The sequence below is a fragment of the Sodalinema sp. genome (genome assembly GCF_046483825.1).
Taxonomy (GTDB): Bacteria; Cyanobacteriota; Cyanobacteriia; order Cyanobacteriales; family Geitlerinemataceae; genus Sodalinema.
Genome location: NZ_JAWOCL010000220.1, coordinates 1 through 23,653, shown reverse-complemented (window position 1 = coordinate 23,653; position 23,653 = coordinate 1). Strand labels below are relative to the sequence as shown.

General features: G+C 53.6%; 23 protein-coding genes. 16 read left to right on the top strand and 7 right to left on the bottom strand.

Annotated features, from left to right (window positions below):
- Positions 1–228 precede the first annotated feature (228 nt).
- Positions 229–429 carry a hypothetical protein gene (locus R6U67_RS14395; RefSeq protein WP_087706823.1) on the bottom strand — a complete coding sequence of 67 codons (201 nt, stop codon included), beginning with the start codon at positions 427–429 and terminating at the stop codon, positions 229–231.
- A gap of 547 nt (positions 430–976) precedes the next feature.
- Between R6U67_RS14395 and R6U67_RS14390 the strand changes: the two genes are divergently transcribed.
- Positions 977–1,189, top strand: a complete 213-nt coding sequence (locus R6U67_RS14390; protein ID WP_410253185.1) for a hypothetical protein — start codon at positions 977–979, stop codon at positions 1,187–1,189.
- An 82-nt stretch (positions 1,190–1,271) separates the two neighbouring features.
- On the opposite strand, the gene R6U67_RS14385 is transcribed toward R6U67_RS14390, so the two are convergent.
- A complete protein-coding gene (locus R6U67_RS14385) occupies positions 1,272–1,508 on the bottom strand; it encodes a 2Fe-2S iron-sulfur cluster-binding protein (RefSeq protein ID WP_410253184.1) in 237 nt (78 codons plus the stop codon).
- A gap of 175 nt (positions 1,509–1,683) precedes the next feature.
- On the opposite strand from R6U67_RS14385, the gene cobA reads away from it, so the two are divergent.
- Positions 1,684–2,460: a uroporphyrinogen-III C-methyltransferase gene (gene cobA, locus R6U67_RS14380; RefSeq protein ID WP_410253183.1), complete on the top strand. Its 777-nt coding sequence runs from the start codon at positions 1,684–1,686 to the stop codon at positions 2,458–2,460.
- Positions 2,461–2,571: 111 nt separating this feature from the next.
- Here the strand turns inward: cobA and speD are convergent, their stop codons facing one another.
- Positions 2,572–2,979 carry an adenosylmethionine decarboxylase gene (speD, locus tag R6U67_RS14375; RefSeq protein WP_410253182.1) on the bottom strand — a complete coding sequence of 136 codons (408 nt, stop codon included), beginning with the start codon at positions 2,977–2,979 and terminating at the stop codon, positions 2,572–2,574.
- A 415-nt stretch (positions 2,980–3,394) separates the two neighbouring features.
- Positions 3,395–5,011 carry a site-2 protease family protein gene (locus R6U67_RS14370; RefSeq protein ID WP_410253181.1) on the bottom strand — a complete coding sequence of 539 codons (1,617 nt, stop codon included), beginning with the start codon at positions 5,009–5,011 and terminating at the stop codon, positions 3,395–3,397.
- A 302-nt stretch (positions 5,012–5,313) separates the two neighbouring features.
- Here R6U67_RS14370 and R6U67_RS14365 point away from each other — a divergent pair, with 302 nt between their 5' ends.
- Together R6U67_RS14365 and R6U67_RS14360 are read left to right on the top strand one after the other, a co-directional pair.
- On the top strand, positions 5,314–7,881 hold the full coding sequence (locus R6U67_RS14365) for an ATP-binding protein (RefSeq protein WP_410253180.1): 2,568 nt from the start codon (positions 5,314–5,316) through the stop codon (positions 7,879–7,881).
- A gap of 2 nt (positions 7,882–7,883) precedes the next feature.
- On the top strand, positions 7,884–8,024 hold the full coding sequence (locus tag R6U67_RS14360) for a hypothetical protein (RefSeq protein ID WP_410253179.1): 141 nt from the start codon (positions 7,884–7,886) through the stop codon (positions 8,022–8,024).
- Here R6U67_RS14360 and R6U67_RS14355 read toward each other — a convergent pair.
- Complete coding sequence (locus R6U67_RS14355) at positions 8,021–8,791, bottom strand: MBL fold metallo-hydrolase (protein WP_410253178.1); 771 nt, start codon at positions 8,789–8,791, stop codon at positions 8,021–8,023. The two genes, R6U67_RS14360 and R6U67_RS14355, sit on opposite strands and share 4 nt — an antisense overlap.
- Positions 8,792–9,087: 296 nt before the next feature.
- Here R6U67_RS14355 and R6U67_RS14350 point away from each other — a divergent pair, with 296 nt between their 5' ends.
- The 5 genes from R6U67_RS14350 (at position 9,088) to R6U67_RS14330 (ending at position 13,432) form a co-directional block, all read left to right on the top strand.
- A complete protein-coding gene (locus R6U67_RS14350; protein ID WP_410253177.1) occupies positions 9,088–9,864 on the top strand; it encodes an RNA polymerase sigma factor SigF in 777 nt (258 codons plus the stop codon).
- A 189-nt stretch (positions 9,865–10,053) separates the two neighbouring features.
- On the top strand, positions 10,054–11,445 hold the full coding sequence (locus R6U67_RS14345) for an aldehyde dehydrogenase (RefSeq protein WP_410253176.1): 1,392 nt from the start codon (positions 10,054–10,056) through the stop codon (positions 11,443–11,445).
- A 24-nt stretch (positions 11,446–11,469) separates the two neighbouring features.
- A complete protein-coding gene (locus R6U67_RS14340; RefSeq protein WP_410253175.1) occupies positions 11,470–11,961 on the top strand; it encodes a hypothetical protein in 492 nt (163 codons plus the stop codon).
- A 34-nt stretch (positions 11,962–11,995) separates the two neighbouring features.
- Positions 11,996–12,880, top strand: coding sequence for a hypothetical protein (locus tag R6U67_RS14335; protein ID WP_410253174.1), 885 nt, complete (start codon positions 11,996–11,998; stop codon positions 12,878–12,880).
- 186 nt (positions 12,881–13,066) lie between these two features.
- Entirely contained in the window at positions 13,067–13,432 is a 366-nt protein-coding gene (locus R6U67_RS14330) for an FHA domain-containing protein (protein ID WP_410253173.1), read from the top strand.
- 3 nt (positions 13,433–13,435) lie between these two features.
- On the opposite strand, the gene R6U67_RS14325 is transcribed toward R6U67_RS14330, so the two are convergent.
- A complete protein-coding gene (locus R6U67_RS14325) occupies positions 13,436–14,755 on the bottom strand; it encodes a tetratricopeptide repeat protein (RefSeq protein ID WP_410253172.1) in 1,320 nt (439 codons plus the stop codon).
- A gap of 245 nt (positions 14,756–15,000) precedes the next feature.
- On the opposite strand from R6U67_RS14325, the gene R6U67_RS14320 reads away from it, so the two are divergent.
- From R6U67_RS14320 to R6U67_RS14290, 7 genes are all read left to right on the top strand, one after another.
- Positions 15,001–16,161: an esterase-like activity of phytase family protein gene (locus R6U67_RS14320; protein WP_410253171.1), complete on the top strand. Its 1,161-nt coding sequence runs from the start codon at positions 15,001–15,003 to the stop codon at positions 16,159–16,161.
- A gap of 145 nt (positions 16,162–16,306) precedes the next feature.
- Positions 16,307–16,921 (top strand): chromophore lyase CpcT/CpeT, encoded by a 615-nt coding sequence (locus R6U67_RS14315; protein ID WP_410253170.1) that lies wholly within the window; start codon positions 16,307–16,309, stop codon positions 16,919–16,921.
- 153 nt (positions 16,922–17,074) lie between these two features.
- A complete protein-coding gene (locus R6U67_RS14310; RefSeq protein WP_410253169.1) occupies positions 17,075–18,226 on the top strand; it encodes an NAD-dependent epimerase/dehydratase family protein in 1,152 nt (383 codons plus the stop codon).
- Between the two features lie 113 nt (positions 18,227–18,339).
- Positions 18,340–19,473 (top strand): glycosyltransferase family 4 protein, encoded by a 1,134-nt coding sequence (locus R6U67_RS14305; RefSeq protein ID WP_068789715.1) that lies wholly within the window; start codon positions 18,340–18,342, stop codon positions 19,471–19,473.
- 98 nt (positions 19,474–19,571) lie between these two features.
- Entirely contained in the window at positions 19,572–20,171 is a 600-nt protein-coding gene (locus R6U67_RS14300) for a class I SAM-dependent methyltransferase (protein ID WP_410253188.1), read from the top strand.
- A 177-nt stretch (positions 20,172–20,348) separates the two neighbouring features.
- A complete protein-coding gene (locus tag R6U67_RS14295) occupies positions 20,349–21,245 on the top strand; it encodes a M23 family metallopeptidase (protein ID WP_410253168.1) in 897 nt (298 codons plus the stop codon).
- 33 nt (positions 21,246–21,278) lie between these two features.
- Entirely contained in the window at positions 21,279–23,192 is a 1,914-nt protein-coding gene (locus R6U67_RS14290; protein WP_087706787.1) for a transketolase C-terminal domain-containing protein, read from the top strand.
- Between the two features lie 282 nt (positions 23,193–23,474).
- Here R6U67_RS14290 and R6U67_RS14285 read toward each other — a convergent pair.
- Positions 23,475–23,653 (bottom strand): winged helix-turn-helix domain-containing protein (locus tag R6U67_RS14285; protein ID WP_410253186.1); only part of this gene is annotated, 179 nt, incomplete at its 5' end.

Below are 23,653 nucleotides of genomic sequence, written 5' to 3'. Positions count from 1 at the left end.
GGAACAGGGAGAAGAGAGGCAAAAGGCAAAAGAAGGGAACAGGGAACAGGGAACAGGGAACAGGGAAGAAGAGGCAAGAGGCAAGAGGCAAGAGGCAAAAGGCAAGGGGCAAGAGGGGTTGGCCAAAAAAAACGCCGCGTTGGACAATGCCAGACGCGGAACTTAAACTCCAGGATGCAGCCTGCAACCTTAGCTGTCAGACTTAACGGTCTGACTTAACGATCAGACCTAGCTCATCGTTGCACCACTGCGATCATAGGAAATGGAGTTGTTATAGGAGGGTTTACCTTGAAGGTGAGACCAATGTTCCCCAGCTTCTCCGGGAATCCCGGCTTCTTCAGAAACACGGCTCAGTAAAGATTGTTGGCGATTACGGATGGCTTGATGATGACGGCTCATCAGAGCGCGGCTGCGATCGGTTAAAGACATGATTGATATTCCTCTACGGTTATTTTTAAAGAGTGCGGTAAATCGGACGTTTTCCGTCCCGCACTTATTAGTATAGCTATTTTCTGTATCTTTTTTTACAGTTTAACAATTCTTAATGGTGTAAGACCGTAAGGCCTTCGATTTTTGGCCGTTGAGGTAAGGTTCGGGAAACCGTACCTTATTCATCCGGGATGTCAGCTCGAAAAAGCGTAACGTCCCTTCTGACATCTCGGGTTAGCCGCGATTCAAATGTTAAGAATTTATGGAGACGACTGAAAGATATTCCCTCCGGTAGATGGTCTTGAAACGCCGCTGTAATACAGCCTTTTGCGGCTCTGTCTTGGCAAGACATCTAGTGGGGATCACGTTATAATGGTGAAAATCTCAAACAATCAAGAGATTTGGGTGCTTATATCTAGTTAGATCTACCGAAGCAGCCAACACCCAGACACATCTGTGCTGCGATCGCCATCCATCAAGAAATTCGAGAGTGACAATCTCACCCATCATTTAAACCCGTTTTAACCGAACTTTAACATTGACACCCATGAAAATGAGCTTAAATTCCGTATCCGTAACCTCCGAGCCGACGACAATTCGTTGTCCGAACTGTGGTCGTCCCGGAGAGCGCCATCACGTTGATCAAAATCGTTTAGTCCGCACCGAATGTCATCATTGTGACTACCTTATGATTACCTGTCGTGAAACAGGCAATGTCATCGAGGCCTACTCCCCAGGACTCTACGCCCACGCCATGTAAAACCAGCCTGACGCGGCTGTGGTGGTGGGGCAGACCGAACCCCGAATCGGATCAGAAGATCATAAAGATCGCCATCTAATCCTTACCAAGCCGGGTCACTGTAAAGATCGATGGTGATCTTGTCCATCCCTGCCGGAACCGCTGTAATACAAGAACAAATCGCCTCACCATTGAGTTCAACCTCACAGGCGTGACAAGACCCCATCAAACAGCCAGTGGGAATGGTGAGGCCGGCTCGTTTAGCCACATCCAACAGCGGCTCACCGGCTTGGGCGGCGATCGTAATATCATCAGGCAGGAATTGTACTTGCACAGTCATATTTCAAGCAGTTATCTCGCGAATCGAACTCGAACGCCATCAAAGCTGTGAGTCACCGGCCCCCTCTCCAGGGTTTGCAGACGGAGAAAGTTCACAGTGATACAGACAAAGCGGGGCATTGTATATCAAAATGTTAACCAGTATTGTTTAATTCTGCCGTACTGCACTGACAACCTTGGTAATTTCTTCAGACCCTGTGGGCAAAGTCTATCTCGTGGGGGCCGGCCCCGGAGACCCAGGCTTACTCACCCTTAAAGCCAAAACCCTGCTCGAATCCGCTGACGTTGTGGTCTATGATGCCCTCGTCAGCGAGCCGATCCTGGCCATGATTGCCCCCCAAGCCGACCGTATTCATGCCGGAAAGCGTCGGGGTCGTCATTCCCTGCTGCAAGAGCAAACCACCCAACTGCTCATTGATCTGGCCCAAAATCACGCCGTGGTGGTGCGTCTGAAAGGGGGCGATCCCTTTGTTTTTGGCCGGGGGGGAGAGGAGATGGAAGATCTTTTGGCCGCTGGAGTTCCGGTGGAGGTGGTTCCCGGTGTCACCTCGGGGATTGCGGCCCCCGCCTATGCCGGGATTCCCCTCACCCATCGTCAGTACAGTTCCTCGGTTACCTTCGTCACCGGCCATGAGATGGTGGACAAGTACCGGCCCGAGGTCAACTGGGAGGCGATCGCCCAAGGCTCAGAAACCATCGTCATCTATATGGGAGTTCGCAATCTCCCCAATATCATTGAAAGTCTACTCAAAGCTGGACGGGATGCCAATACCCCCATCGCTCTGATTCGTTGGGGAACCCGCCGAGATCAAGAAGAATTACTCGGAACCCTCAACTCCATCATCGAACAGGTTGAGGCGACGGGATTTGAAGCTCCAGCTGTAGCGGTGGTGGGAGCGGTCGTTAATTTGGCCCCGATTCTCTCCCGTGGCTGTCCGCAACCTTTATTTTAGGGACGTTTTAGGGACGTTTTGGGGTAGTTTTCCCCTAAATTGCAACGCGATCGCGATTTTCCCATGGGGGAAGACTGCGATCGCTACCGTTCTCAACGTCGAACCCGGCCCTTAGCCAGCGGGAACCGCCTGAGATTCGGGCCGCCATCGGCTCGAATCCTCAGGCCGAGCCATCGGCTCAAAGCCACGAGTTAACGTTGTAATCTTCGCCTGTTTGGCTTGCAGCACCTGAGTTAAAAACTCCAGAGCCTTTCTAGGGTTTCCTGCACCGCAAAAAAACAGATCGGCCGCAAAATAGCCATGTTCAGGCCAGGTGTGCAGAGCAATATGAGACTCTGCCAAGGTAGCTGTTGCAGTTACCCCGTGGGGACTGAACTGGTGTACACATAAATCAATCAGCGTTGCTCCTCCGACTGAAACCGCATCCATGAGTGCCCCACGAATACACTCCGGGTCATTGAGCAACTCAGCGGGGGATGCCCAGGCATCAACGACCAGATGGGTTCCGATTGCTTTCATTTATCGACAATACTCCGTAAAGACAAACTATCTTATTTCTAACATAAATTCTTAAAATCCGGAGCCTTTTCGAGTGTTTTGACGGGTTTACTGTTGTTTGGCTGGTCTGCGAAGATGCACCTAACCAGCCAATTCTAAACCGCATCGAACCGAGTCTTGACAGCGTTTAGATAGAGTTAGCACTCACTGAAGCGGCGATCGCCAACCCCAACCCATTAAAACTGTGATGGCCACAACATACGAGTATTTACGCAAACCAAACCCAGCCAACTCAGGATTAACAAAACAGACAAATCCATAGAAGAGAGGGAACTTAAAGGTACGCCCCTACTGTCCCCTCTGGGGCAGGGTTCCAGCAGGGCGGGGTGGGGTATTTGTTCCGGTGTTCCCTGCTGCGGTGTTCCGGTGTTCCCGTCTACCCCCCAATTCCCAACCGTAACGCCAAACTCGGAGTCAGAGGCAACAGGATTAATAGCATCATCAACAGAGAGACTAAACTAATAATCGCGCGAGTATCATTGGGTTCGCGGATTTCATTGAGACTCGGACGTTCTAACTCTCGTTGTAACACCAAAATAATGATGGCCCAATACAACGCTAACGGATTCGCAAACGTGGCGATCGCCAACACAATCAACGTCGCGATTGTAGCCCGTCCAGCAATTTTGCGGCCATAAATTGCCTGAATAGCCCGGCCCCCATCCAACTGTCCAGCCGGCATCAAATTAATCGCATTCACAACCAATCCTAACCAGCCCAAAATCACCAACGGATGCACCGTCACCAGAGCTTGATTGAGGCTTTGTGCCAAAAATCCCTTGGCTAACAGGGCCACCAAAACCGAACCTCGGAAAAACTCCGTCGGAAGCTGAAACAAACTTCCCGAATTCGACCACAGCAATCCCACAACCACCATCGCCAACGAGGCCAATCCTCCCGCCAACGGGCCAGCGATCGCCACATCAAACAAAACCGAACGATTGGGAATCAACGACTCAAAGCGAGTAATCGCCCCAAACGAGCCAATTTGCCAAGTCGGTAGAAAGAATGGCGGTGACAGACGCACCCCATAGCGACTAGCCATCAGGCGATGGCCCAACTCATGAATCAGTAAAACCGCCCAAATCCCCAACGCCAAGGGTAAGGTTTCGGGCCAGCGGCCGAAATCGCTAAACAAATCAAACCCCAAAAAGATCCCCGCCGTCTCCAACGACGTCACCACCGTGGCCACCGCCAACCCCAGGGCCAGGAGTTGTTGCCCTTGGCTGAGGGGTTGAGGGTCCCTATCCTGAGGTAAGATGACCACCACCGGTTTACCCTCAGGATCGGGCACTAAAAAGAGGCGGTAGCGATCGCCCAACCGCTCCCGCAAGCGAGACGACAACAGATCATACGAGGGTTCAGGTTCACCGCGCAAATTGCCCTTAAAAATCGCTCCCGACTGATAGGGGATCGTCTCCGTACAAAAAAACGTATCAATCGCGAAAATCTCTTGAATCTTGCGTAAATCCTCATCAGGAATCGCCGGGAACTCCAACGCCGCCTTCGCCAGATCCGGTTTCATCCGGGGTTGTGACGAGGGAGCCTCCCCTTGAGCCGTGTCGCGGCTGGGGGAAGAGGGGGGATCTGACTCCGATGACGGGACTGGCGTGGCCTCAGGCGGTTCTGCATCCGTCGAGGGCGCCTCTTCCCCGTTAGAAAACTCCCCCTTCGCCATCTTGTTTTGCAACAAATTTTGTAATTCCGTGCGTTCCTTAGGGTCTTGGGCCGCCTGTCGCAACTGTCGTCCAAGGGCAATATAGATAATAATCGACAGAACAATCACCAACAGTTCCAGAGCCAGATTAATATAGATCCCGGCTGCCAACAGACCGAAAAAGACTAACCAGGGTGCAGTCACCGACACCGACTGTAACCACGACAGCAGACCGATTTTGCCGTAGGGACGGGCACGGACATAACCCCATACCAAAATTCCAGCAGCAAACAGTACGATTGCAATGGGCGTGATCGTTTCAGTCGCGATGTCCATCCACTTACCTTTAACGTGTCATGTCAGAGCAGGTGCATTAACACCTTACTGTTTTCACTTTAACCCGTTCAGGGCATCGAGTTATCCCCCAATCCCTTAGGATGGCCCTGAGATCGGCGTCAGCTTCGGGAATCTGGCCCCCAATCAGCCCGCCTAAACCGGGGGTTTAAAATAGAACCTGACCCTCTATCGTATCCCGTCCCCCTTATCCATCTCAATGCTCTCTCGTTAACTTCCGATGGCGATCGCCTCCTGCTGTGCCAATGGCCCCCATAAAACGTTCCCCCCTTTCCGTACCCTGGGTGACCTTTGCGACGGGTCTTGTGCTGGGATTGACGGTTATTTTCATCGATCAGGCTGAACGCCGCCGTTTCCAGAACCAGACTCGCCAATCTGTTCTTGAGCAACTCAACACCGTTCGTAGTCTCCTCGAAGGACAACTCACAACCCATCTGCTGGTCGCGCAAAATTGGGGACATCAGGCTTCTGTTCGCCCAACTCTGGCAGCGCCTCAGAGGGTAATTCCTGACTCACGGCTACAACAGGACTATCCGGCCATTCGTAACCTAGTCTGGACTCCCATCTCCACCGAATCCGACTCCCCGCCGGCCATTCCCCGACAGCCACCCCCCGAGGGCGAATCTCCCGGCGAGGTTCAACTGGTGATTCCCCTCGATTTAATCGATCAATCCGCCAACGCCAGCCTCTTGGGGGAGTTAAGCCTAACTCTGGATTTAGAACGGTTGGTTGAGGAGAGTCCCCTAGGGGAACGGGTATCGGGTTTAGATTGGGCCTTGCGTCGCCGCGTCGGAGGAACAACACAGCTCCTTTTAGGGGAACCAGCGGTGTTTAGCAATCGCCCCGTTAGGGCGGATGTCCGCTTTTCTCAGGAAGTCTGGCAAATTGCTGCCAGACCCGCGCCGGGATGGACGGCGCGATCGCCCCTACAGCCCTGGATTCGCATCCTCGGAACCGCCGCAACCCTCGGGGCCATGCTGTTGCTATCGAGTATCCTGCGCCGCCGTCAACGCTACTCTCACCTAACGGAGTCGGTGTTGAGGCAACTGTATCAGCAGGAAACCCAATATCGCTCTATGGCCGATCGCACGCCGGTGTTATTGCTGCAATTGGATCTCGATGGAGTGCCTCGATTTGCCAATCTCTACAGTCAAAATTTTCTCGGCTACGACTTCCCCACCCTCGAAGAAACTCCCCTCGCCCAACGTTTAGGAAGTCCTGAATTACAGGATTTGGTACAAGAAGCCCAACAGACGCAAACGGTGGCGTTATCCCGTACCGTTCCCATTCGCCGACGCAACGGGGAACAGGTTTGGATCAACTGGCATATTTGTTTACTCGCAGACCAGTTGGGAGGCCCTCGGGGGTTACTCTGTATTGGTTATGATGTCAGCGATCGCCAGGGGCTTCAAACCCGCCTGATGACCGCCGAAGCCCACTTACGACGGCTGTTTAGCTTGATCGGCGATCGCCTGGTGTTAGTCGATCGTCAGGGCCAGTACTGTTCAGACTACCAAGGAGAGGTTCAGCGACCCCATCTCGGGGCTGAGTCGTTCTCAAAACTTCGGGGACAGCCGTCGTTTTCGGGAACCTGTCTCAACGACAGTTTTGCCGACGCTGACGTTGAGCAGATTTTGACAGCCGTGAACCGGGCCATGACCTATCCTCAACAGGAGTGCCATCTTTGTCTTGAGTTAAGGCCCGCCGAGAGTCCCCACCCGGAGGTTGACTCCTCCCATTGGCTTTCGTTGTGGGTGTTTCCTTTCTTGGAGGGGGCTGCCCTATTATGGATGCAAGATATCAGCGAACAACAGCATCTCAAAGTCCTTTTGGAACAGACGCAAGGGGATATTGAAGCGCGAGTTCGCGATCGCACGGCCCAAATTTACGACAGCAACAAACGGCTACAACGAGAAGTTGTTGAACGAATGCAGATCGAGGATGCCCTGCGCCGCAGTGAGGAACGGGAACGAGACAAGGCGCGACAACTCGAAGCCACTCTTAAGCAACTCAAACGCACCCAAGCGCAATTGGTGCAAACTGAGAAGATGTCCAGTTTAGGCCAATTGGCGGCGGGGATGGCCCATGAGATTAACAACCCAGTCAATTTTATTTATGGTAATCTCACCCCAGTCCGAGACTATCTTGAGGATCTCTTAGAACTGCTACATCGCTATCAAGCCCATTATCCGCAACCGCCTGAGGCGATCGCCGCCTGGTATGACGAGATTGAGTTACCCTTTCTCCAAGAGGATTTATTCAAAATCCTCAAATCGATGGAAGTCGGGGCGCAGCGGATTCAAACCATTGTTGCTTCTTTGAAAAACTTTGCCCGCCTCGATGAAATGGGTATGAAATCGGTCGATATTCATGAGGGGATTGATAGCACGTTGATGGTTTTAAGAAATCGCCTTATGGGTCATGGGAAACGACCCGATATTACGATTATTAAAACCTATGCTGAGTTGCCTAAAGTCACTTGTTACGCCAGCCAGATTAATCAAGTTCTAATGAACCTGTTTGATAATGCGATCGATGCGATCGAGGAGCGGTTAGAGCAACAGCCTGACCCCTTACCGGAGATTCTCGTCTCTACCCACTGCGTCGAGGATGAGGGCATCAAGGTTATCTTACAAGATAATGGGACTGGCATTCCAGAGGAGGCGCAGAGTCAAATTTTTAATCCCTTTTTTACCACTAAAATTGTTGGCAAAGGAACGGGTTTAGGCTTGTCTATTGCGTATCAGGTTATCCATGAAACCCACGGTGGAACGATTAGTATTATGTCCCAGCCTGGACAAACTCGATTTGAGATAAAACTGCCATATAACCCCAATTATACCCCTGGATAAAGATGTTCGCCCTTCTCCGGAAAGATGGTGCGTTGCGGCGAGTTTTAGGTGCGTCTGATGGCTCCTGTATAGACTGGAGCCGCAACGCACCCTACCGCTTCGGCCCCCTACCGCTTCAGGAAGGCGGGACGATCGCATCCTAGATGGCCATCGATAAATTTAAGGGAGTGGGAGTCCAGGGGGTGGGGTTAATCACCTCCGTCTCCAGTTGATGTTCCTTCAAACAGTCTTGGAACTCTTCGGGCGTTCCTGAGGCGCTGAGAATTGACACCAATAGCCCCTCAAAATTGACATCTCCCCCAGCCGCCGTCGGCAAAATATACTTAGGTTTAATCCATTCCACCAATTCTAGGGCGCTCTCTTTGCCCTTGATAAACGGACCCACTAGAGGGAGTTCGAGGTTAACCAACGGTGCGATCGCCACGTCAATGGCCGGAACCTCTTTCAACAGAGGACTATGATTCCCGTGAGGCTCATAGTAGAGTGAGATTCCTGCCTGTAAATCGCTGATGACATAGGCATTTTCGACCGTTGTTGGGCCGATGGGGGAACCGGGGAAGGCCTGGATTTGTAGGCGATCGCCCCAAGTGTAAATCTGCCGCTGCGATAACGCCACCACCTCCTCGTATCCCAAATTGCGAGCCACCTTAGCCGCACCCGCCGATCCCACCACTGGTAGGCTTCGCGGCAGCCGTTCTAAGGTTGGTGGGTGAGCATGATCCGGCAATCCCTGGGATAATAGAATTAAATCAATATCACCGGGAATTGGCCGCTCAATGGGACGAGTTCCCTTAAACAACCAGGGACTATTGCCAAACACCAACGGCCCCACCAGCCAAGGATCTAAGAGAATACGACAGCCATCGAAGTCCAGCAGCCAGGAGTTGCTATCTAAATAGGTCAGTTCCATAGGAGTAGGTTAATAGTTTGTAACATACCAGACCATTTTAAAGGATTTTTCCAGACCCTGTCCTCGACGGTGTCCTAGATTTGACGGAGGCGGCCCCCAGAGTTTCCGTACAATTACGGAGTTAAGTCCCAAGCCCTGATGATAAGATAGAAACAGTATAAAATCCGTAAATTTAGATTAAATTCCGAAGTATCAGCGTCAGACCATTACAATTAAGTCCAAGTTTCATCCAAGCTAAATTCTTGGCGAGTGCATCGACAGACTAGGGAAACGCTTGACTTCACCAGTAGGTCACTATGACTATTCAAGAATCCAGGGAATTAAAACAAGAGAGTTTGGAACTGCTACAGCAGTTTCAAACCGAGCCATCTACCCGGCTGCGTAACCAGCTCGTCCAGCTCAACATTGGATTGGTTCGCAAAGAAGTCCATCACTGGCTCAAACAGTGCAACGAAACCTACGACGACCTGTTACAGGTGGGCTGTTTAGGACTCATTCGCGCCATTGAACGGTTCGATCTCAGTCAAGGCCATGCCTTTAGTTCCTTTGCGATCCCTTATATCCGAGGCGAGATTCAGCATTACCTGCGCGATCGCAGTCCCTCAATGCGAGTTCCCCGTCAATGGCTGACGTTGCATCGCCAAGCCAAGAAAGTGATCCGGGAACTCAACAGCGAACTCAAGCGCACTCCCAGTGACGAAGAGATTGCCGAGGCCCTAGGCGTACCCGTCAGCGAATGGCTCGATGTCCAACTGGCCCTGCAAAATCGCTCTCCCCTCAGCCTCGATGCTCCCGTCGCCGAAGAAGACGACCAGGGGACCTCCCTCGGCGCAACCGTCACCGATCGCCAATATCGCAGTTTCCAACTGGCTGAAGAAGACCGGATTCTCCTACAACAAGGACTCGCCAAACTCGAATCAGGAACCTGCAAAGTCCTAGAATTTGTCTTCCTGCAAGACCTCACCCAGAAAGAAACCGCCGATCGCATGGGAATCAGTGCCGTCACCGTCTCCCGACGACTGAAAAAAGGGCTAAGCAGCCTTCAGCGTATCATGCAGGAGAGCGATCGCTAGAAGACCGGTGAGTGGCTAATCTTGGGGCTAATCTTGGGGCTAATCCCAACGATATCCCTGCCCAGAGTGGGTCACCGGGTTAGCAAATTTTGAAAATTCTCTACCATGGATGGAGAGAGGATGTCGAACCGGCATCTCTCTCCATTTTTTCGCTCTCGATTTGTATTAAATTCCCCATCTTCAGCCACGATGACCCTAACCCCGACGCAACCCTCATCTCTCGCCGCCTCTCGCCTACAGCAACAGCGACAATTCTTCGCCAGCGGCCAACCTCAGGACGTTAACTTCCGCCTCGAACAACTCAAACGACTGAAACAGGCCATCCAAGATCGCAGCGAAGCCATCGTTGAGGCCGTCCATGCCGATCTCGGTCGCCCTGAATTTGAGGCCTACTTTGAAATTGCGGCCATCGCCGAAGTGACCCATGCCATCAAACATCTCAAATCCTGGGCCAAACCCCAAACCATCGGCACTGGCCTCGATCAGTTTCCCTCCCGAGGCCGCATCTATCCCGAACCCCTGGGGGTGGTGCTGATTATCTCCCCCTGGAACTACCCCTTCCAACTGAGTATCAGTCCGCTTGTGGGGGCGATCGCCGCCGGAAACTGTGCCATCGTCAAACCCTCAGAACTCTCTCCTCAGACCTCCCGCGTCATCACCGAGCTGATCGAATCAACCTTCGACCCCGCCTATATTAGCTGCCTAGAAGGAGGCGTCGAGACCAGCCAAGACCTCCTGGCCCAAAAATTTGACCATATCTTCTTTACCGGTAGCACTCGCATCGGCAAGATTGTCATGGAAGCCGCCGCCCAACATCTGACCCCCGTCACCCTGGAACTTGGCGGTAAAAGTCCCTGTATCGTCGATGCCGACGTGAACCTTCCCGTCGCCGCCAAACGGCTCACCTGGGGCAAATTCATCAACGCCGGTCAAACCTGTATCGCCCCCGATTACATCTTGGTCGATCGCCGCCGCAAAGACGAACTATTGACATACATCAAAAAATATGTTAATGAGTTCTTCGGAGACCATCCCGCCGAAAGTCCCGATTTCGCGCGACTCGTCACCGAGAGCCACTTTGACCGGGTGGCCTCGTTCCTCGACAATGGCACCGTTGTCGTCGGTGGAACCTGCGATCGCGCCCAACGCTACATCGCCCCCACCCTCCTCGATGACATCACCTGGGACGATCCCATCATGCAAGAGGAGATTTTCGGGCCAATTCTGCCGGTTCTCACCTATGACCGCATCGAAGAGGCCATCGCCGCCATCAACGCGCGTCCCAAACCCCTGGCCCTCTATATCTTCTCCAACCGCAAATCCCTGCAAAACCAGGTCTTGCAACAAACTTCCTCCGGCGGGGCCTGCGTCAACGACACCATCATGCAACTGGCCGTCCCTGAACTCCCCTTTGGTGGCGTGGGGACCAGTGGATTAGGGCAATATCATGGAAAAGCCAGCTTCGATACCTTCTCCCATTACAAAAGTGTGTTACACAAAGGCCTCTGGTTTGACCTCAACTGGCGTTACGCTCCCTATGAGGGCAAACTTGGCCTAATTAAACGTGTCATTGGCGGCTAACTCTGGCAACTAACTCTGGCAACCATGAATACTCCCCAACCTCTCAATTCCCAGCAACTCACCCAGGATGTCAGCCAATGGCTGCGGGAGATTAGTGAATTAAAACAGCACCTGGCCGACGCTCAAACAGCCATCAAAGAAGCTCAAAAACAGGGTGACCACTGGCGATCGCTCTATAACCGAGAAGCCGAACAACGTCGCCAAGACGTACAACGGGGACAAGAGCGCATCGCCGAACTCGAAGCCAGCCTAGACCAAGGGCGATCGCTCCCCCACGAGTCCGAAGCCGACCGTCGCCGTCACTATCAACAGGCTCTCGATGGTCTTGATATGAGCCAACTACAAGAGCAACTCTTAGATCTGTCCCTAGACCGCGATCGCCTACTGCTTCAGATTCAAGAGTTAGAAATGGCCCTCAACGCCGAACAACAGAACCATCAAAAAACCCGGACCGAGTTAACGGGAGCCTTAGCCGATGCGATCGCCCTAATCTCCAAAACCAAAGCCCAAGGTTAACCCTTAATGTGCTGTTCATTGCCCCATCTGGTCGTTGAAAGCCATACTGCCCCTCATTGCCATTACCCTGGGCACCCTCGTGCCGGAACTGGCCTATTTTAGCCCGGCCATTCGCCCCCTGTTGATGCTGCTGTTGTTGGCCACCTTCGTCCACCTCGATCTGCATCAAGTTTGGCATGGCTTGCGTCCCCAAGCCATGCTCATGGCCAGCACGAACATTGTTGTCGCCTTGGCCTGGTATGCGCTGCTGTCTCCCATCGATATCAGCCTCGGCCGCTTGTACTTTATCACCGCGATCGCTCCCACCGCCGCTGCGGCCCCCGCCGTCATCGGTCTGTTGCGCCGCAACACAGAATATGTCACCGTGGCGGTGGTTCTGACCCATCTCTTCGTGGGTTTATCAGTTCCCCTATTCAGTCGTTGGCTCTTTGAAGGCGATCGCAGTGCCAATCCCCTACCCATGTTGCAGTCGATCGCCATTCTCTTCTCGGTTCCCCTGATCCTGGCTCAACTGTGGAACCGACTCCCCGAACCTTGGCGATCGCACCTCAACTGGCGACAGCTTTCCCTCTACATTTGGGCCATCCTGCTCACCCTCGCCAGCGCCACCGCCAATGACTTTATCCGCAACGAAGAGGGCCAATCGACCCTGGCCATTGCCGCGATCGCCGTTCACGCCCTAATTATCTGTGTCGTTAACTTTAGCCTCGGTCGTCTCCTGGGACAATGGCTCTACCAGGGTCGATTAGACCGGGAAGTTAGCCAATCCCTCGGCCATAAAAACACCATGTTCACCGTCTGGTTTATCCTAGCCTTCCTCAAACCGAGCTTTGCCCTCGGACCGATGTTCTACATCGTCTTTCAAAACCTCTACAATGCCTACCAGATTATGGCCGCCGACCCCAAAGCCAGCCCCTGAAGCGTCGCAGAATCCGCTAAAATCAAGGAGTCAGCGCTAAGACGAATCCTTGAGACTCATCCCCTTGAGGCTCATACCATTGCCGGGCATCTACATTCGACGTCGGCCTTCGAGCCAGACAAGACGGCTACCATATCCTTGCTCTGATATGCCATAGGATAGTTTTTCATCGTCCGGGTTGCCATTGTGATCACGATTTTTCTCATTCATCCAACGCAGGCCCAACCAATCCGCCGTTGGACCTTTAAACAAGACTCCGTCATCCGAGTTGGACGCTCCAAAGACAATGATGTTGTGATTCACGGCTCCCTTGTCTCTCGCCATCATCTCGAACTCTGGAACCGTCAGGGAGGGTGGGAGCTGATTAACTTTGGCGCAAACGGCACCTTTGTTGACGGAGAGCCGGTGCGCCAATTGTCTATCACCGATGGTATGGTGATTCGTCTCGGCTCCACCGGCCCCAGACTCCAATTGCACTTAAGTCTCGAAGAGGAGGAGAGCCTCGCCGACGATCGCCTCAACGCAGACTCTCCCCAACCGCACCCCCATTAAGCCTTAATTCATCCCCGATAAGGCACGATTGACCGTCTCAATATGGCTTTGGAAATAGGCTTGACGATTCCCCAGGTCTTGAGCCAGTTCTAAAGCTCGGCTAAAGAAAGTGAGGGCCTGGCGATAGTTTCCCTGTTGCTGATGAACCTGACCCATCCGGTCATAGGTCATCATCAAGCCATAGCGATTGCGGGCCATCTCATGGGTTTCAATTTGGGCCTGATACACCTGTAGCGCCGCCTCCCAGTCTTGATATCGTTCATAGAGTTGTCCGAGAACCGTGAGGGCTTCCTGAGCGCGGTAGAACTGAAGCGCCTCCCAGGATAAGCGATAGGCTTCCTGATACTGGGCGATCGCCTCATTTGGGCGCTCTAACGCCGCTAAATCTTGCCCAATGGCAATTTTGAGGGCCGTCACCCGCGCCGTGTCATTAAAGCCCGCGTAGTAGGCGATTAACTCCTGTTTGACGGCGATCGCCCCCTCATAATCCGTCAGGCGATCATAGATATAGGCCAACTCCGTCAGATAGCGTACCTCCTCCTCGCGATCGCCTCGGCGGCGGGCCAACTCTCGCAGGGATTCATAGGCCTCGGCCGCCGTCTCATAATCGAGATCTTGCAAAGCCGTTTCGCCCAACCGTTGCCAACTCAGCTCCTGGGTGGCCTCATCTCCCCGCGATCGGGCCACCTCCAACACCGCCTCATACACCTCCAAGGCCACCGAACGAGCGCCCACCGTCTCATAGGTTTGGGCTAAAGCCAGCAACGCCTCTAAATCGGGGGTCTCGACCTCATCAAGGCTCTGAATCTGGATCTCTCGCAGCCGTTCCCGCATCACCTGGAGTTGGTAAAACTGTTGCTGCTCCCAGGCGATCGCCCCCACCCGTTGCAACGCCGCCAACTCAGCCCGATATCCCAGAAACCGTCGCAGCCGCAACTCCCGATTCCACAGCTCAAAGGCCTCCGTCACATTTCCCTCGGATAACGCCGCCTCAGCCTGGCGAGCTAGGTCATCTAAGGCCACCCCTAACGTCCGCCGTTGGGACTCGGTTAACGCCGCCTCACCCGCCCAGACCGCCTCAGGAATCAGGGGATCGGGGTCTGTCAAGGTTAAGGGATTATCTGGGAGTCCCCGTTGTGATTGGGGTTGTGATTGGGGTTGTGGTTCAGCCTGAGCCACCGCTGGTTTGACCCCCAAACCGGCCAGGCCGACTCCGAGGGTCAGCCAAGCGAGGGCATGGGCTGATACAGTGAACAATTGAAGCGAGACTTGAGAGCCACGGCGAGGCCATTGGCCAGTGGGGAGAAGGTGAGATAAAACCATAGGAAAAACCGAGCTAATTTGTTCAATCACATTCGTGTAATGACATTGGTGTAATTACATTGGTGTAATCACCGTTATGCAACCACATTGGTGTCATCACCATCGATGACCATCATCCAACTATCAAACCCGGAGGATCCGCGCTGATGTCGCAATCACCATCAACCTACCGTCTACCGAGAGCCTTGAACCCGGTTTTGTGCCGGTCTCGCCAGGTTTTACAGTTGGGGCTAGTGTGCCTGCTGTTGACCCTGTCTAGCTGCGGCTTACCCCGCATACAAGCCCAGGAACGACTCTTTTTGCCCCTCACCGTTGAGTTCCTCGATGAGTCGATTCTGCCCAGCCAAGAGATTCAGGAGACCCCCATCGGTGGACTCTCCGCCATCACTTACGATCGCCAAACCGGCAAATACTACGCTCTTTCCGACGATCGCGGTTCCTTCGCGCCCCCCCGCTTTTATACTCTAGCGATCGACATTGACGGCGGCAACGGCGATCCCTTTGAGATTGGTTCGATTACCGTCGAGGATGTGACCCTACTGCGGGATGAGGCGGGAGAGACGTTTGCGGAGGGAACCGTTGATCCTGAAGGAATTGCCCTTTCCCCAGATCGGACGCTGTTTATCTCTAGTGAAGGGGTTTCCTCCGAGGCGATCGCGCCGTTTGTTGATGAGTTTGATTTAACCACAGGAGAACGGTTACGGGCCTTGCCCATGCCCAATTATATGGTGTCTGATGCCCCTGAACCGGAGCAAACCCTGGGCGTGCAAAATAATCTCGGTTTTGAATCCCTCACCATTGGCGGTATCGGAACCGGGGAACCCTACCGCGTCTTTGCGGCCACGGAATCGGCCTTGTTGCAAGATGTTCCTTGGATCGAAGACCAACAAGCCGCCGCCACCCCGGAGTCTCCGGTTCCGCTGACGACGCGCCTGTTGCATTATGTCGTGGTGGAAAATCGCGCTCAAATCGTTGCCGAACATCTCTATCCCCTTGATCCGCCTCCGTCGTTACTGACGATGAATCATGGTCTCGTGGAACTGCTGGCCTTGGATGGGGCCACAGCTCTGCGATCGGCTCCTGGAGGCTATTTTCTCAGTTTAGAACGCAGTTTTGGCCCCGAAGGCTTTGGGATCAAACTGTTTCAGATGGCGATCGCCTCAGCGACAGATATCTCAAGTTTGACCTATTTACAAGGGGAGGCTCGGGAGTTTAAACCTGTTGAAAAACAACTGCTCTTAAATCTGAGTCATATCGAGGGATTTAGTCCCGATAACCTCGAAGGAATGACCTTTGGCCCGCGACTGGCGGATGGTTCTCAGAGTCTAATTGTGGTCAGTGATGATAACTTTTACGGGAGTCAGGTCAATCAGTTTGTCTTACTGCGCCTGACGGCGGAGCGTTGAGCCAACCTCCATCGCCCTAATCTCCATCGCCGTTGACAGTGGCCTCTGGATACTTGACAATTGAGGGCGATCGAGACGACCCCAACGCAGGTCTCTGGCAACGGTTCTCTTTATTGTTCCTAACGGCTACACGGCCTAAAGCCCCATGACAGTCTCTGACGATATCGCAACCCTGGCCCGCTGGATGGCGGCGGATTTTAGCAACCAACAGCAAGCCTTTGATAATCCCCCCTTATTTGCTCATGTTCGCGCCTGTTTGCGGCCCCTGTCCCTAACGGAATTGGACGGGATTAGTTTTTATCTCGAACAGGCCTATCAATATGATCTCAACCGGCCCTATCGCACGCGGGTATTACGGATTAAACCCGAATCTGAGACGGAGGTTGAGGGAAACGCGAAGAGCTTAATCATCGAAAATTATGCCATTGAGCGAGCCGAGGAGTTTTTCGGGGCGTCACGGGACCCTCAACGCTTGGCCACATTGACTCCTGACCGGTTAGAGCGTCTTTGTGGCTGTAACTTCGTGGTGGTGCGTCGAGACCATGACTTTGAGGGGGTTGTCGAGCCAGGAAATAACTGTCGGGTAGAACGCAACGGCCAAAGCACCTATCTTGACAGTCGCTTTGAAATCGGCGAACATCACTTCCGGACGCTCGATCGCGGACGCAATCTGGACACCGGAGAGCGGGTTTGGGGGTCTGTGGCCGGGGCGTTTGAGTTTCAGCGCGTGACGAGCTTTGCCCATGAACTGCGCTTGTAATCTCGGCGACAGTTGGGCGATCGCAGGGCAACAGCCCAAATTCCCACAGTTGCCAGATCTTACAGTCAAGCCCTGAAGCCCGGTGTCGCAAGGTACACCAAACCTGGTAGATTTAGCGAGTATCAGCTCAGCAATCGTATAACAAACCACAAGATGAAAGTACTTGTTATTGGCGGTGACGGTTACTGCGGATGGGCAACAGCACTCTATCTGTCCAATCGTGGTCACGACGTTGCAATTCTCGATAGTTTAGTCCGTCGTCATTGGGATTCACAGCTACAAATTGAAACCCTGACCCCCATTGCTCCAATTCAGCGCCGTATTCAACGCTGGTATGAGCTAACGGGGAAACGCATTGAGTTGTTTATTGGGGATATTAACGACTATCCCTTCTTGAGCGAGTCAATGCACCAGTTTGAACCCGAAGCGGTGGTTCACTTCGGTGAACAGCGTTCGGCGCCGTTCTCGATGATCGATCGCGAACACGCGGTACTCACTCAGGCCAATAATGTCATTGGCAACCTCAACCTGCTCTATATCCTCAAGGAAGACTTCCCCGATTGCCATTTGGTCAAATTGGGAACCATGGGTGAATATGGAACCCCCAACATCGATATTGAAGAGGGGTACATCACCATTGAACACAATGGCCGCAAGGATACCCTCCCCTATCCCAAACAACCGGGTAGCTTCTACCACCTCAGTAAAGTCCACGATAGCCATAATATCCAGTTTGCCTGCAAAATCTGGGGCTTACGGGCCACGGACTTGAACCAGGGAATTGTCTATGGGGTGCTGACGGAGGAGACGGGTATGGACGAGTTGCTCGTCAACCGCCTCGACTATGATGGGGTCTACGGAACCGCCCTCAACCGCTTCTGTATTCAGGCGGCGATCGGTCATCCGTTGACGGTCTATGGTAAAGGGGGACAAACTCGCGCTCTGCTCGATATCCGAGATACGGTTCGTTGTATCGAGATTGCCGTGGAAAATCCCGCTGATGCTGGCGAGTTCCGCGTCTTTAACCAGTTTACGGAAATGTTTAGCGTGGCTGATTTGGCGGTGAAAGTGCAACAAGCCGGTGCATCTCTCGGCTTAAAAGTCAATATCGATAACCTGGAAAATCCTCGGGTTGAGCTTGAAGATCACTATTTCAACGCCAAAAACACGAAACTCATTGATTTGGGCTTGCAACCCCATACTCTCTCGGAGTCTCTGCTCGATTCCTTGCTTAACTTTGCCATTAAGTACAAAGATCGGGTCGATAAAGACCAAATTCTCCCGAAAGTGCGGTGGCGTCGCTAAGCGTTGGTTGTCCTCCAGGGTAAGCCGCAAGACAGCCAGCCCGGCCGCTTTGGGGGCAGTCTCGCAGACTGCCCCGCCCGCTTCTCCTATTCCCTCATCCCGGTCTAGTTCGTATGCGTATTGCTCTTTTTACTGAAACCTTCCTGCCGAAAGTCGATGGCATTGTCACTCGTTTACGGCATACTGTCGAACATCTGCAACGTCTCGGTGATGATGTTCTCGTGGTCTCTCCGGATGGGGGACTGACGGAATATAAGGGCGCTCAAATTTTTGGCGTGCCAGGGTTCCCGCTACCGCTCTATCCTGAGCTGAAGTTGGCGGTTCCCAATCCCTCGATTCGCCCGGTGTTGGAGGACTTTAAGCCAGAGTTGATTCATGTGGTCAATCCGGCGGTGTTGGGGTTGGGAGGACTCTATTACGCGAAGTCGATGAATCTGCCCTTGGTGGCGTCCTATCATACGCATTTGCCCCAATATCTACAGCATTACGGTTTGGGGATGTTTGAGGAGGTGTTATGGGGACTGTTGCGATCGGCTCATAACCAGGCGGCGTTGAATCTCTGTACCTCCAGTGTGATGGTACAGGAGTTGAGTTCTCACGGCATTGAACGGACCGATTTGTGGCAGCGGGGGGTGGATACGGAGATGTTCCAGCCGAGTTTGGCCAGTGAGACGATGCGATCGCGCCTCAGTGATGGCCATCCCGACTCGCCCTTGTTGCTGTATGTGGGCCGACTCTCGGCTGAAAAGGAAATTGAGCAAATTCGCCCGGTGCTGGAGTCGATTCCCAATGCTCGGTTAGCGTTGGTGGGCGGCGGTCCCCATCAAGAAGCCCTACAGGCCCATTTTGCCGGAACGGCCACGAAGTTTGTGGGCTATCTGCAAGGGTTGGAGTTAGCCTCGGCCTATGCGTCGGCGGATGCCTTTATTTTCCCCTCCCGCACCGAAACCCTCGGCTTGGTCTTACTCGAAGCTATGGCGGCGGGTTGTCCGGTGGTGGCCGCCGGAACGGGCGGTATCACGGATATTGTCACCGATGGCAAGAACGGCTATTTATTTGATCCGGCCGATGACCGGGGAGCCGTGGCCGCCACGCAACGACTTCTAGCCAATCAGGAAGAACGCGATCTCCTACGCGGCCATGCCCGTCAGGAAGCCGAACGCTGGGGCTGGAATGCCGCAACTCAGCAGTTACAGCAGTTTTATCGTCAGGTGCTCACGGGACCCCGGCTCGCGTCCGTGGCTTAGGGGTGTCCCGGTAGCCTTGTCCTATTAGCACTATTTTGAGCTTTTGTCAAGTCCCTACATCTTGTCGAGTCTGCCGATCGCCCAATCTGGTGTTTTTCATGACCGTGGGCGATCGCCACTATTGGCGCTGTCAGCATTGCCAGGCCACCCTGTTGGCCGCCGAACAGCTCCCAGACCCGGAGTTTGAGCGGCAACGCTACGAGCTGCATGAAAATGACTCAGAAGATGAGGGCTATCGCCAATTTCTCAGCCGTGTAGTCGAGCCTCTGCTGTCCGCGTTGGCGCCCCATCAACAGGGATTAGACTACGGTTGTGGTCCCAGTCCAGTTCTGGCACAAATGCTGCAAGACGCGGGCCATCCCATGGCCCTGTATGACCCCTTCTTTTTCGGCGATCGCAGCCCCCTCCAAGACCACCAAGACCACTACGACTTCATTACCTGCACCGAAGTCGTTGAGCATTTCCACCATCCCGCCCAAGAATTCGACCAACTCACCGCCCTCTTAAAGCCTGGGGGCTGGTTAGCGATCATGACCAGCTTTCAAACCGAGGATGCGGCCTTCGCCAATTGGCACTATCGCCGTCACCCCACCCACGTCACCTTTTATCGAGACTACACCTTTGAGGTCATCGCCCGACAATGGGGCTATCACTGCCAGATTCCCCGGCGTAACGTCGTCCTGCTCCAGAAATCCTGACAGCCAACCCTCTCCGTAACCCTGTTAGCCACGATCCCAACTCACCCAGTTGCCAATTTGCCTTCTGGGGTGTTATCGGATACACTTTGACAGTCTTGTGAAAAATCTTAATAAAAATTACAACTTCAGGAGGCATCTGCCTTGTTCCGAAGCCAGACCCTGACTTCTACTTAATCTATGCAACTACTCCCTAGACCCTATACCCTCACCGTGAGGCGAGCCGGCAAACGGCCCTTCGTCCTTTTGGTTGGTGTTCCCCTGAGACTGGCCGCAACAGCATTGGGAAGCCTAATCGTCGGCGGGATAGGCCTCGCAGGACTGCAAACGTGGGACAACTATCAAGCCAACCAAGCAGAACTCGATCGCCGGGCCGAGGAAATCCTCCTGCAAGTTGAAAGCCTCGAAGTCCAACTACAAGAACTCAAAGAACGCTCGGGAATCTCCGAAACGACCTCAAATGACGATGAACTCGGCCGTGGCGGTCCCGTCGCACGTCCCCTCAGGGCCAGTGAACTCCTCAGCAGTGCCGAAAGCCATGTCAGTCAACTGACCGAAGAACTCAGCGATCGCGTGCAGCCGGCCCTAGAAGAAACCCTAGAACTCGAAAAAGCCATTCCTCAAGGAATTCCCCTCAAAATTCCCACCCAGGTGACCTCAGAGTTCGGCAAGCGACAAAACCCCTTCGGCTTCAACAAAGAATTTCACAACGGCATCGACTTCGCCGGAACCGTCGGTGATCCCGTCATCGCCACCGCCACAGGAACCGTGACTCATGCCGGTTGGGGAGGTGCCTATGGCAAGTACGTCGAAGTGAATCACGGCAACGGCTACGTCAGCTTATATGCTCACTTGTCCGAGATTTCCGTAGAATGGGGAGATGAAGTCGAACCCGGAGACGAAGTGGGATTACTTGGCAATACTGGACGTTCGACGGCTCCCCATTTGCACTATTCTATTTTTGAGGACAACGAGGCGATCGACCCACAACCGTTTCTTGTCCGGCGTTCAGGTTTGACTCGGGCCTCGCTTCCCAACGAATCAGAAGCCCCGGTCACCAGACCCGTCGCCAATTAAATAAACAAGTTTGCTCAACAGGATAACTACCCTATGACTGCTACACAAACCAAATTTCCGATTGATTTAGGTGCGTACAAACCCCTAAAACTCGATCCTAAGGTTAAAACCCTAACTGACGAGCAACGGGCAACCCTGAAAGCTAACATCCAACTGATGCGGGATGCCATTATCTTCTTCACCGCCACCGGCGCAGCACGCGGCGTTGGCGGCCATACCGGTGGCCCCTATGACACCGCGCCGGAAGTGGCCATCCTCGATGCCTTTTTCCGGGGAGGTCCCGATAACTTTGTTCCCATCTTCTTCGACGAAGCCGGACACCGGGTGGCCACCCAATATCTCATGGCGGCCCTCTATGGTGACTTACCCGCTGAACAACTGGTGCGCTACCGGGAAGCTCACGCCAAACTCCCCGGCCACCCTGAATTGGGACTGACTCCCGGTGTTAAGTTTAGTTCCGGTCGTCTGGGCCATATGTGGTCCTATGTGAACGGGGTGGCGATCGCCAACTCCCCCAAAGTCGTCTGCTGTCTCGGGTCTGACGGCTCCCAACAAGAAGGAAACGACGCCGAAGCCGCCCGTTTCGCCGTGGCCCAAAACCTCAACGTCAAACTCTTTGTCGATGACAACGACGTCACCATCGCCGGTCATCCCTCCGACTATCTCCCCGGCTTCAGCGTCGCCCAAACCCTCAAAGGCCACGGCTTAACCGTCCTCGAAGGCGACGGCGAAGACATCGACGACCTCTATGGTCGGATGTGCGAAGCCATCACCGCTACCGGTCCCGTCGCTGTGGTCAACAGCCGCAAAATGGCCGTCGGTATCGAAGGTATCGAAGGCTCCACCCATGGCCACGACGTCATCCCCGTCGATGCTGCCCTCAGCTACCTGAAAGCTCGTGGCCAAGACGCTGCGGTTAGCTTCCTCGAAGGCATCGAGAAGCCCAAAAACCCCAATACCTACCTCGGTTCCGGGGACAAACTCGGCTCCAACCGCAACGTGTTTGGCCAAACCGTCGCCGAAATCCTCTCGGCGATGGATGCTGACACCCGCAAGAAGAGTGTTCTCTGCGTTGACAGTGACCTCGAAGGCTCCTGCGGTTTGGGACATATCCGTAAAGCGGCTCCTGATATCTACGTCAGTGGCGGGATTATGGAACGCAGTAACTTCTCCGCTGCTGCTGGCTTCGGGATGGAAACCGGCAAACAAGGGATTTTCGGAACCTTTAGTGCGTTCCTAGAGATGTGTATCTCGGAAATCACCATGGCTCGGTTGAACTACTCCAATGTTCTATGTCATTTCTCCCACTCGGGGATTGATGACATGGCTGATAACACCTGCCACTTCGGCTTGAACAATATGTTCGCCGATAATGGGTTGGATGATGGCTATGAAACCCGTCTCTACTTCCCCGCTGATGCTGGCCAAATGTCGGCTGTGGTGAAAAAAGTCTTCGGCGACCCCGGTTTGCGCTTTGTCTTCTCCACGCGATCGAAGGTTCCCAACATCCTCGACAGCGATGGAAATGACCTGTTCGGTGAGAACTACGAGTTCACCCCGGGCAAAGATGAAGTCATCCGCGAAGGAACTGCTGGCTATGTGGTGAGTTTCGGGGAAGGCCTCTATCGCGCCCTGGATGCGGTGGAACGCCTGAAGCAAGAGGGGATTGATGTGGGGTTAATCAACAAACCCACGCTCAATGTGGTCGATGAAGAGATGATGACCAAGTTGGGCAATTCTCCGATGGTGTTAGTGGTGGAAGCCTTCAACCGTCGCACGGGGTTAGGTAGCCGTTTCGGCAGTTGGTTGTTAGAACGCGGCTTCTCGCCCAAGTTCGCCTTCTTGGGAACTCATGAAGAAGGCTGTGGCGGTCTCTGGGAACAGTTCCCCCACCAAGGGATTGATTCGGATGGTATCGTCGCCAAGGTTAAGGAACTCGCAAGCTAGATGCGATCGCCCGTGGAGGGTTGCCCCTTGACAATTATCCGCTTTTGATGTAAGGAAACGGGGAGCCGGAGCAATCCTGTTCCCCGTTTCCTGTTGCCAGAAGCCTCTTGCCATCCCCTCGGTGGGAGGGGTTAGGGGTGGGTTATGCCTCTTGCCAGGAGCGGTGCGTTCCGGCAGGTTCCAATTGAACCTTCAATGCTGACAATGATTGCAAGCCGGAACGCACCCTACCCCTGGGTTCTGTTGCCTTTTGCCTTTTGCCTTTTGCCTTCTTCTCCCCTCTCAGCTTTCCCGCAACACATACCCCACGCCGCGCACGGTCTGAATGAGTCGTTTATCCCCTTCATTCTCGATTTTTAGGCGTAAATAGCGGATGTAGACTTCAATCACATTCGACTCCCCCATAAATTCATAGCCCCAGACGTTTTCTAGGATTTGTTCACGGGTGAGAACTTCCCGGG

Excerpts from the sequence above, each read along its gene's own strand:
- R6U67_RS14395 (WP_087706823.1), bottom strand. The coding sequence starts at position 429 with ATGTCTTTAACCGATCGCAGCCGCGCTCTGATGAGCCGTCATCATCAA.
- R6U67_RS14390 (WP_410253185.1), top strand. The coding sequence starts at position 977 with ATGAAAATGAGCTTAAATTCCGTATCCGTAACCTCCGAGCCGACGACA.
- R6U67_RS14385 (WP_410253184.1), bottom strand. The coding sequence starts at position 1,508 with ATGACTGTGCAAGTACAATTCCTGCCTGATGATATTACGATCGCCGCC.
- speD (WP_410253182.1), bottom strand. The coding sequence starts at position 2,979 with ATGAAAGCAATCGGAACCCATCTGGTCGTTGATGCCTGGGCATCCCCC.
- R6U67_RS14370 (WP_410253181.1), bottom strand. The coding sequence starts at position 5,011 with ATGGACATCGCGACTGAAACGATCACGCCCATTGCAATCGTACTGTTT.
- R6U67_RS14360 (WP_410253179.1), top strand. The coding sequence starts at position 7,884 with ATGTTCGCCCTTCTCCGGAAAGATGGTGCGTTGCGGCGAGTTTTAGGT.
- R6U67_RS14355 (WP_410253178.1), bottom strand. The coding sequence starts at position 8,791 with ATGGAACTGACCTATTTAGATAGCAACTCCTGGCTGCTGGACTTCGAT.
- R6U67_RS14350 (WP_410253177.1), top strand. The coding sequence starts at position 9,088 with ATGACTATTCAAGAATCCAGGGAATTAAAACAAGAGAGTTTGGAACTG.
- R6U67_RS14345 (WP_410253176.1), top strand. The coding sequence starts at position 10,054 with ATGACCCTAACCCCGACGCAACCCTCATCTCTCGCCGCCTCTCGCCTA.
- R6U67_RS14340 (WP_410253175.1), top strand. The coding sequence starts at position 11,470 with ATGAATACTCCCCAACCTCTCAATTCCCAGCAACTCACCCAGGATGTC.
- R6U67_RS14325 (WP_410253172.1), bottom strand. The coding sequence starts at position 14,755 with ATGGTTTTATCTCACCTTCTCCCCACTGGCCAATGGCCTCGCCGTGGC.
- R6U67_RS14315 (WP_410253170.1), top strand. The coding sequence starts at position 16,307 with ATGACAGTCTCTGACGATATCGCAACCCTGGCCCGCTGGATGGCGGCG.
- R6U67_RS14310 (WP_410253169.1), top strand. The coding sequence starts at position 17,075 with ATGAAAGTACTTGTTATTGGCGGTGACGGTTACTGCGGATGGGCAACA.
- R6U67_RS14305 (WP_068789715.1), top strand. The coding sequence starts at position 18,340 with ATGCGTATTGCTCTTTTTACTGAAACCTTCCTGCCGAAAGTCGATGGC.
- R6U67_RS14300 (WP_410253188.1), top strand. The coding sequence starts at position 19,572 with ATGACCGTGGGCGATCGCCACTATTGGCGCTGTCAGCATTGCCAGGCC.
- R6U67_RS14295 (WP_410253168.1), top strand. The coding sequence starts at position 20,349 with ATGCAACTACTCCCTAGACCCTATACCCTCACCGTGAGGCGAGCCGGC.
- R6U67_RS14290 (WP_087706787.1), top strand. The coding sequence starts at position 21,279 with ATGACTGCTACACAAACCAAATTTCCGATTGATTTAGGTGCGTACAAA.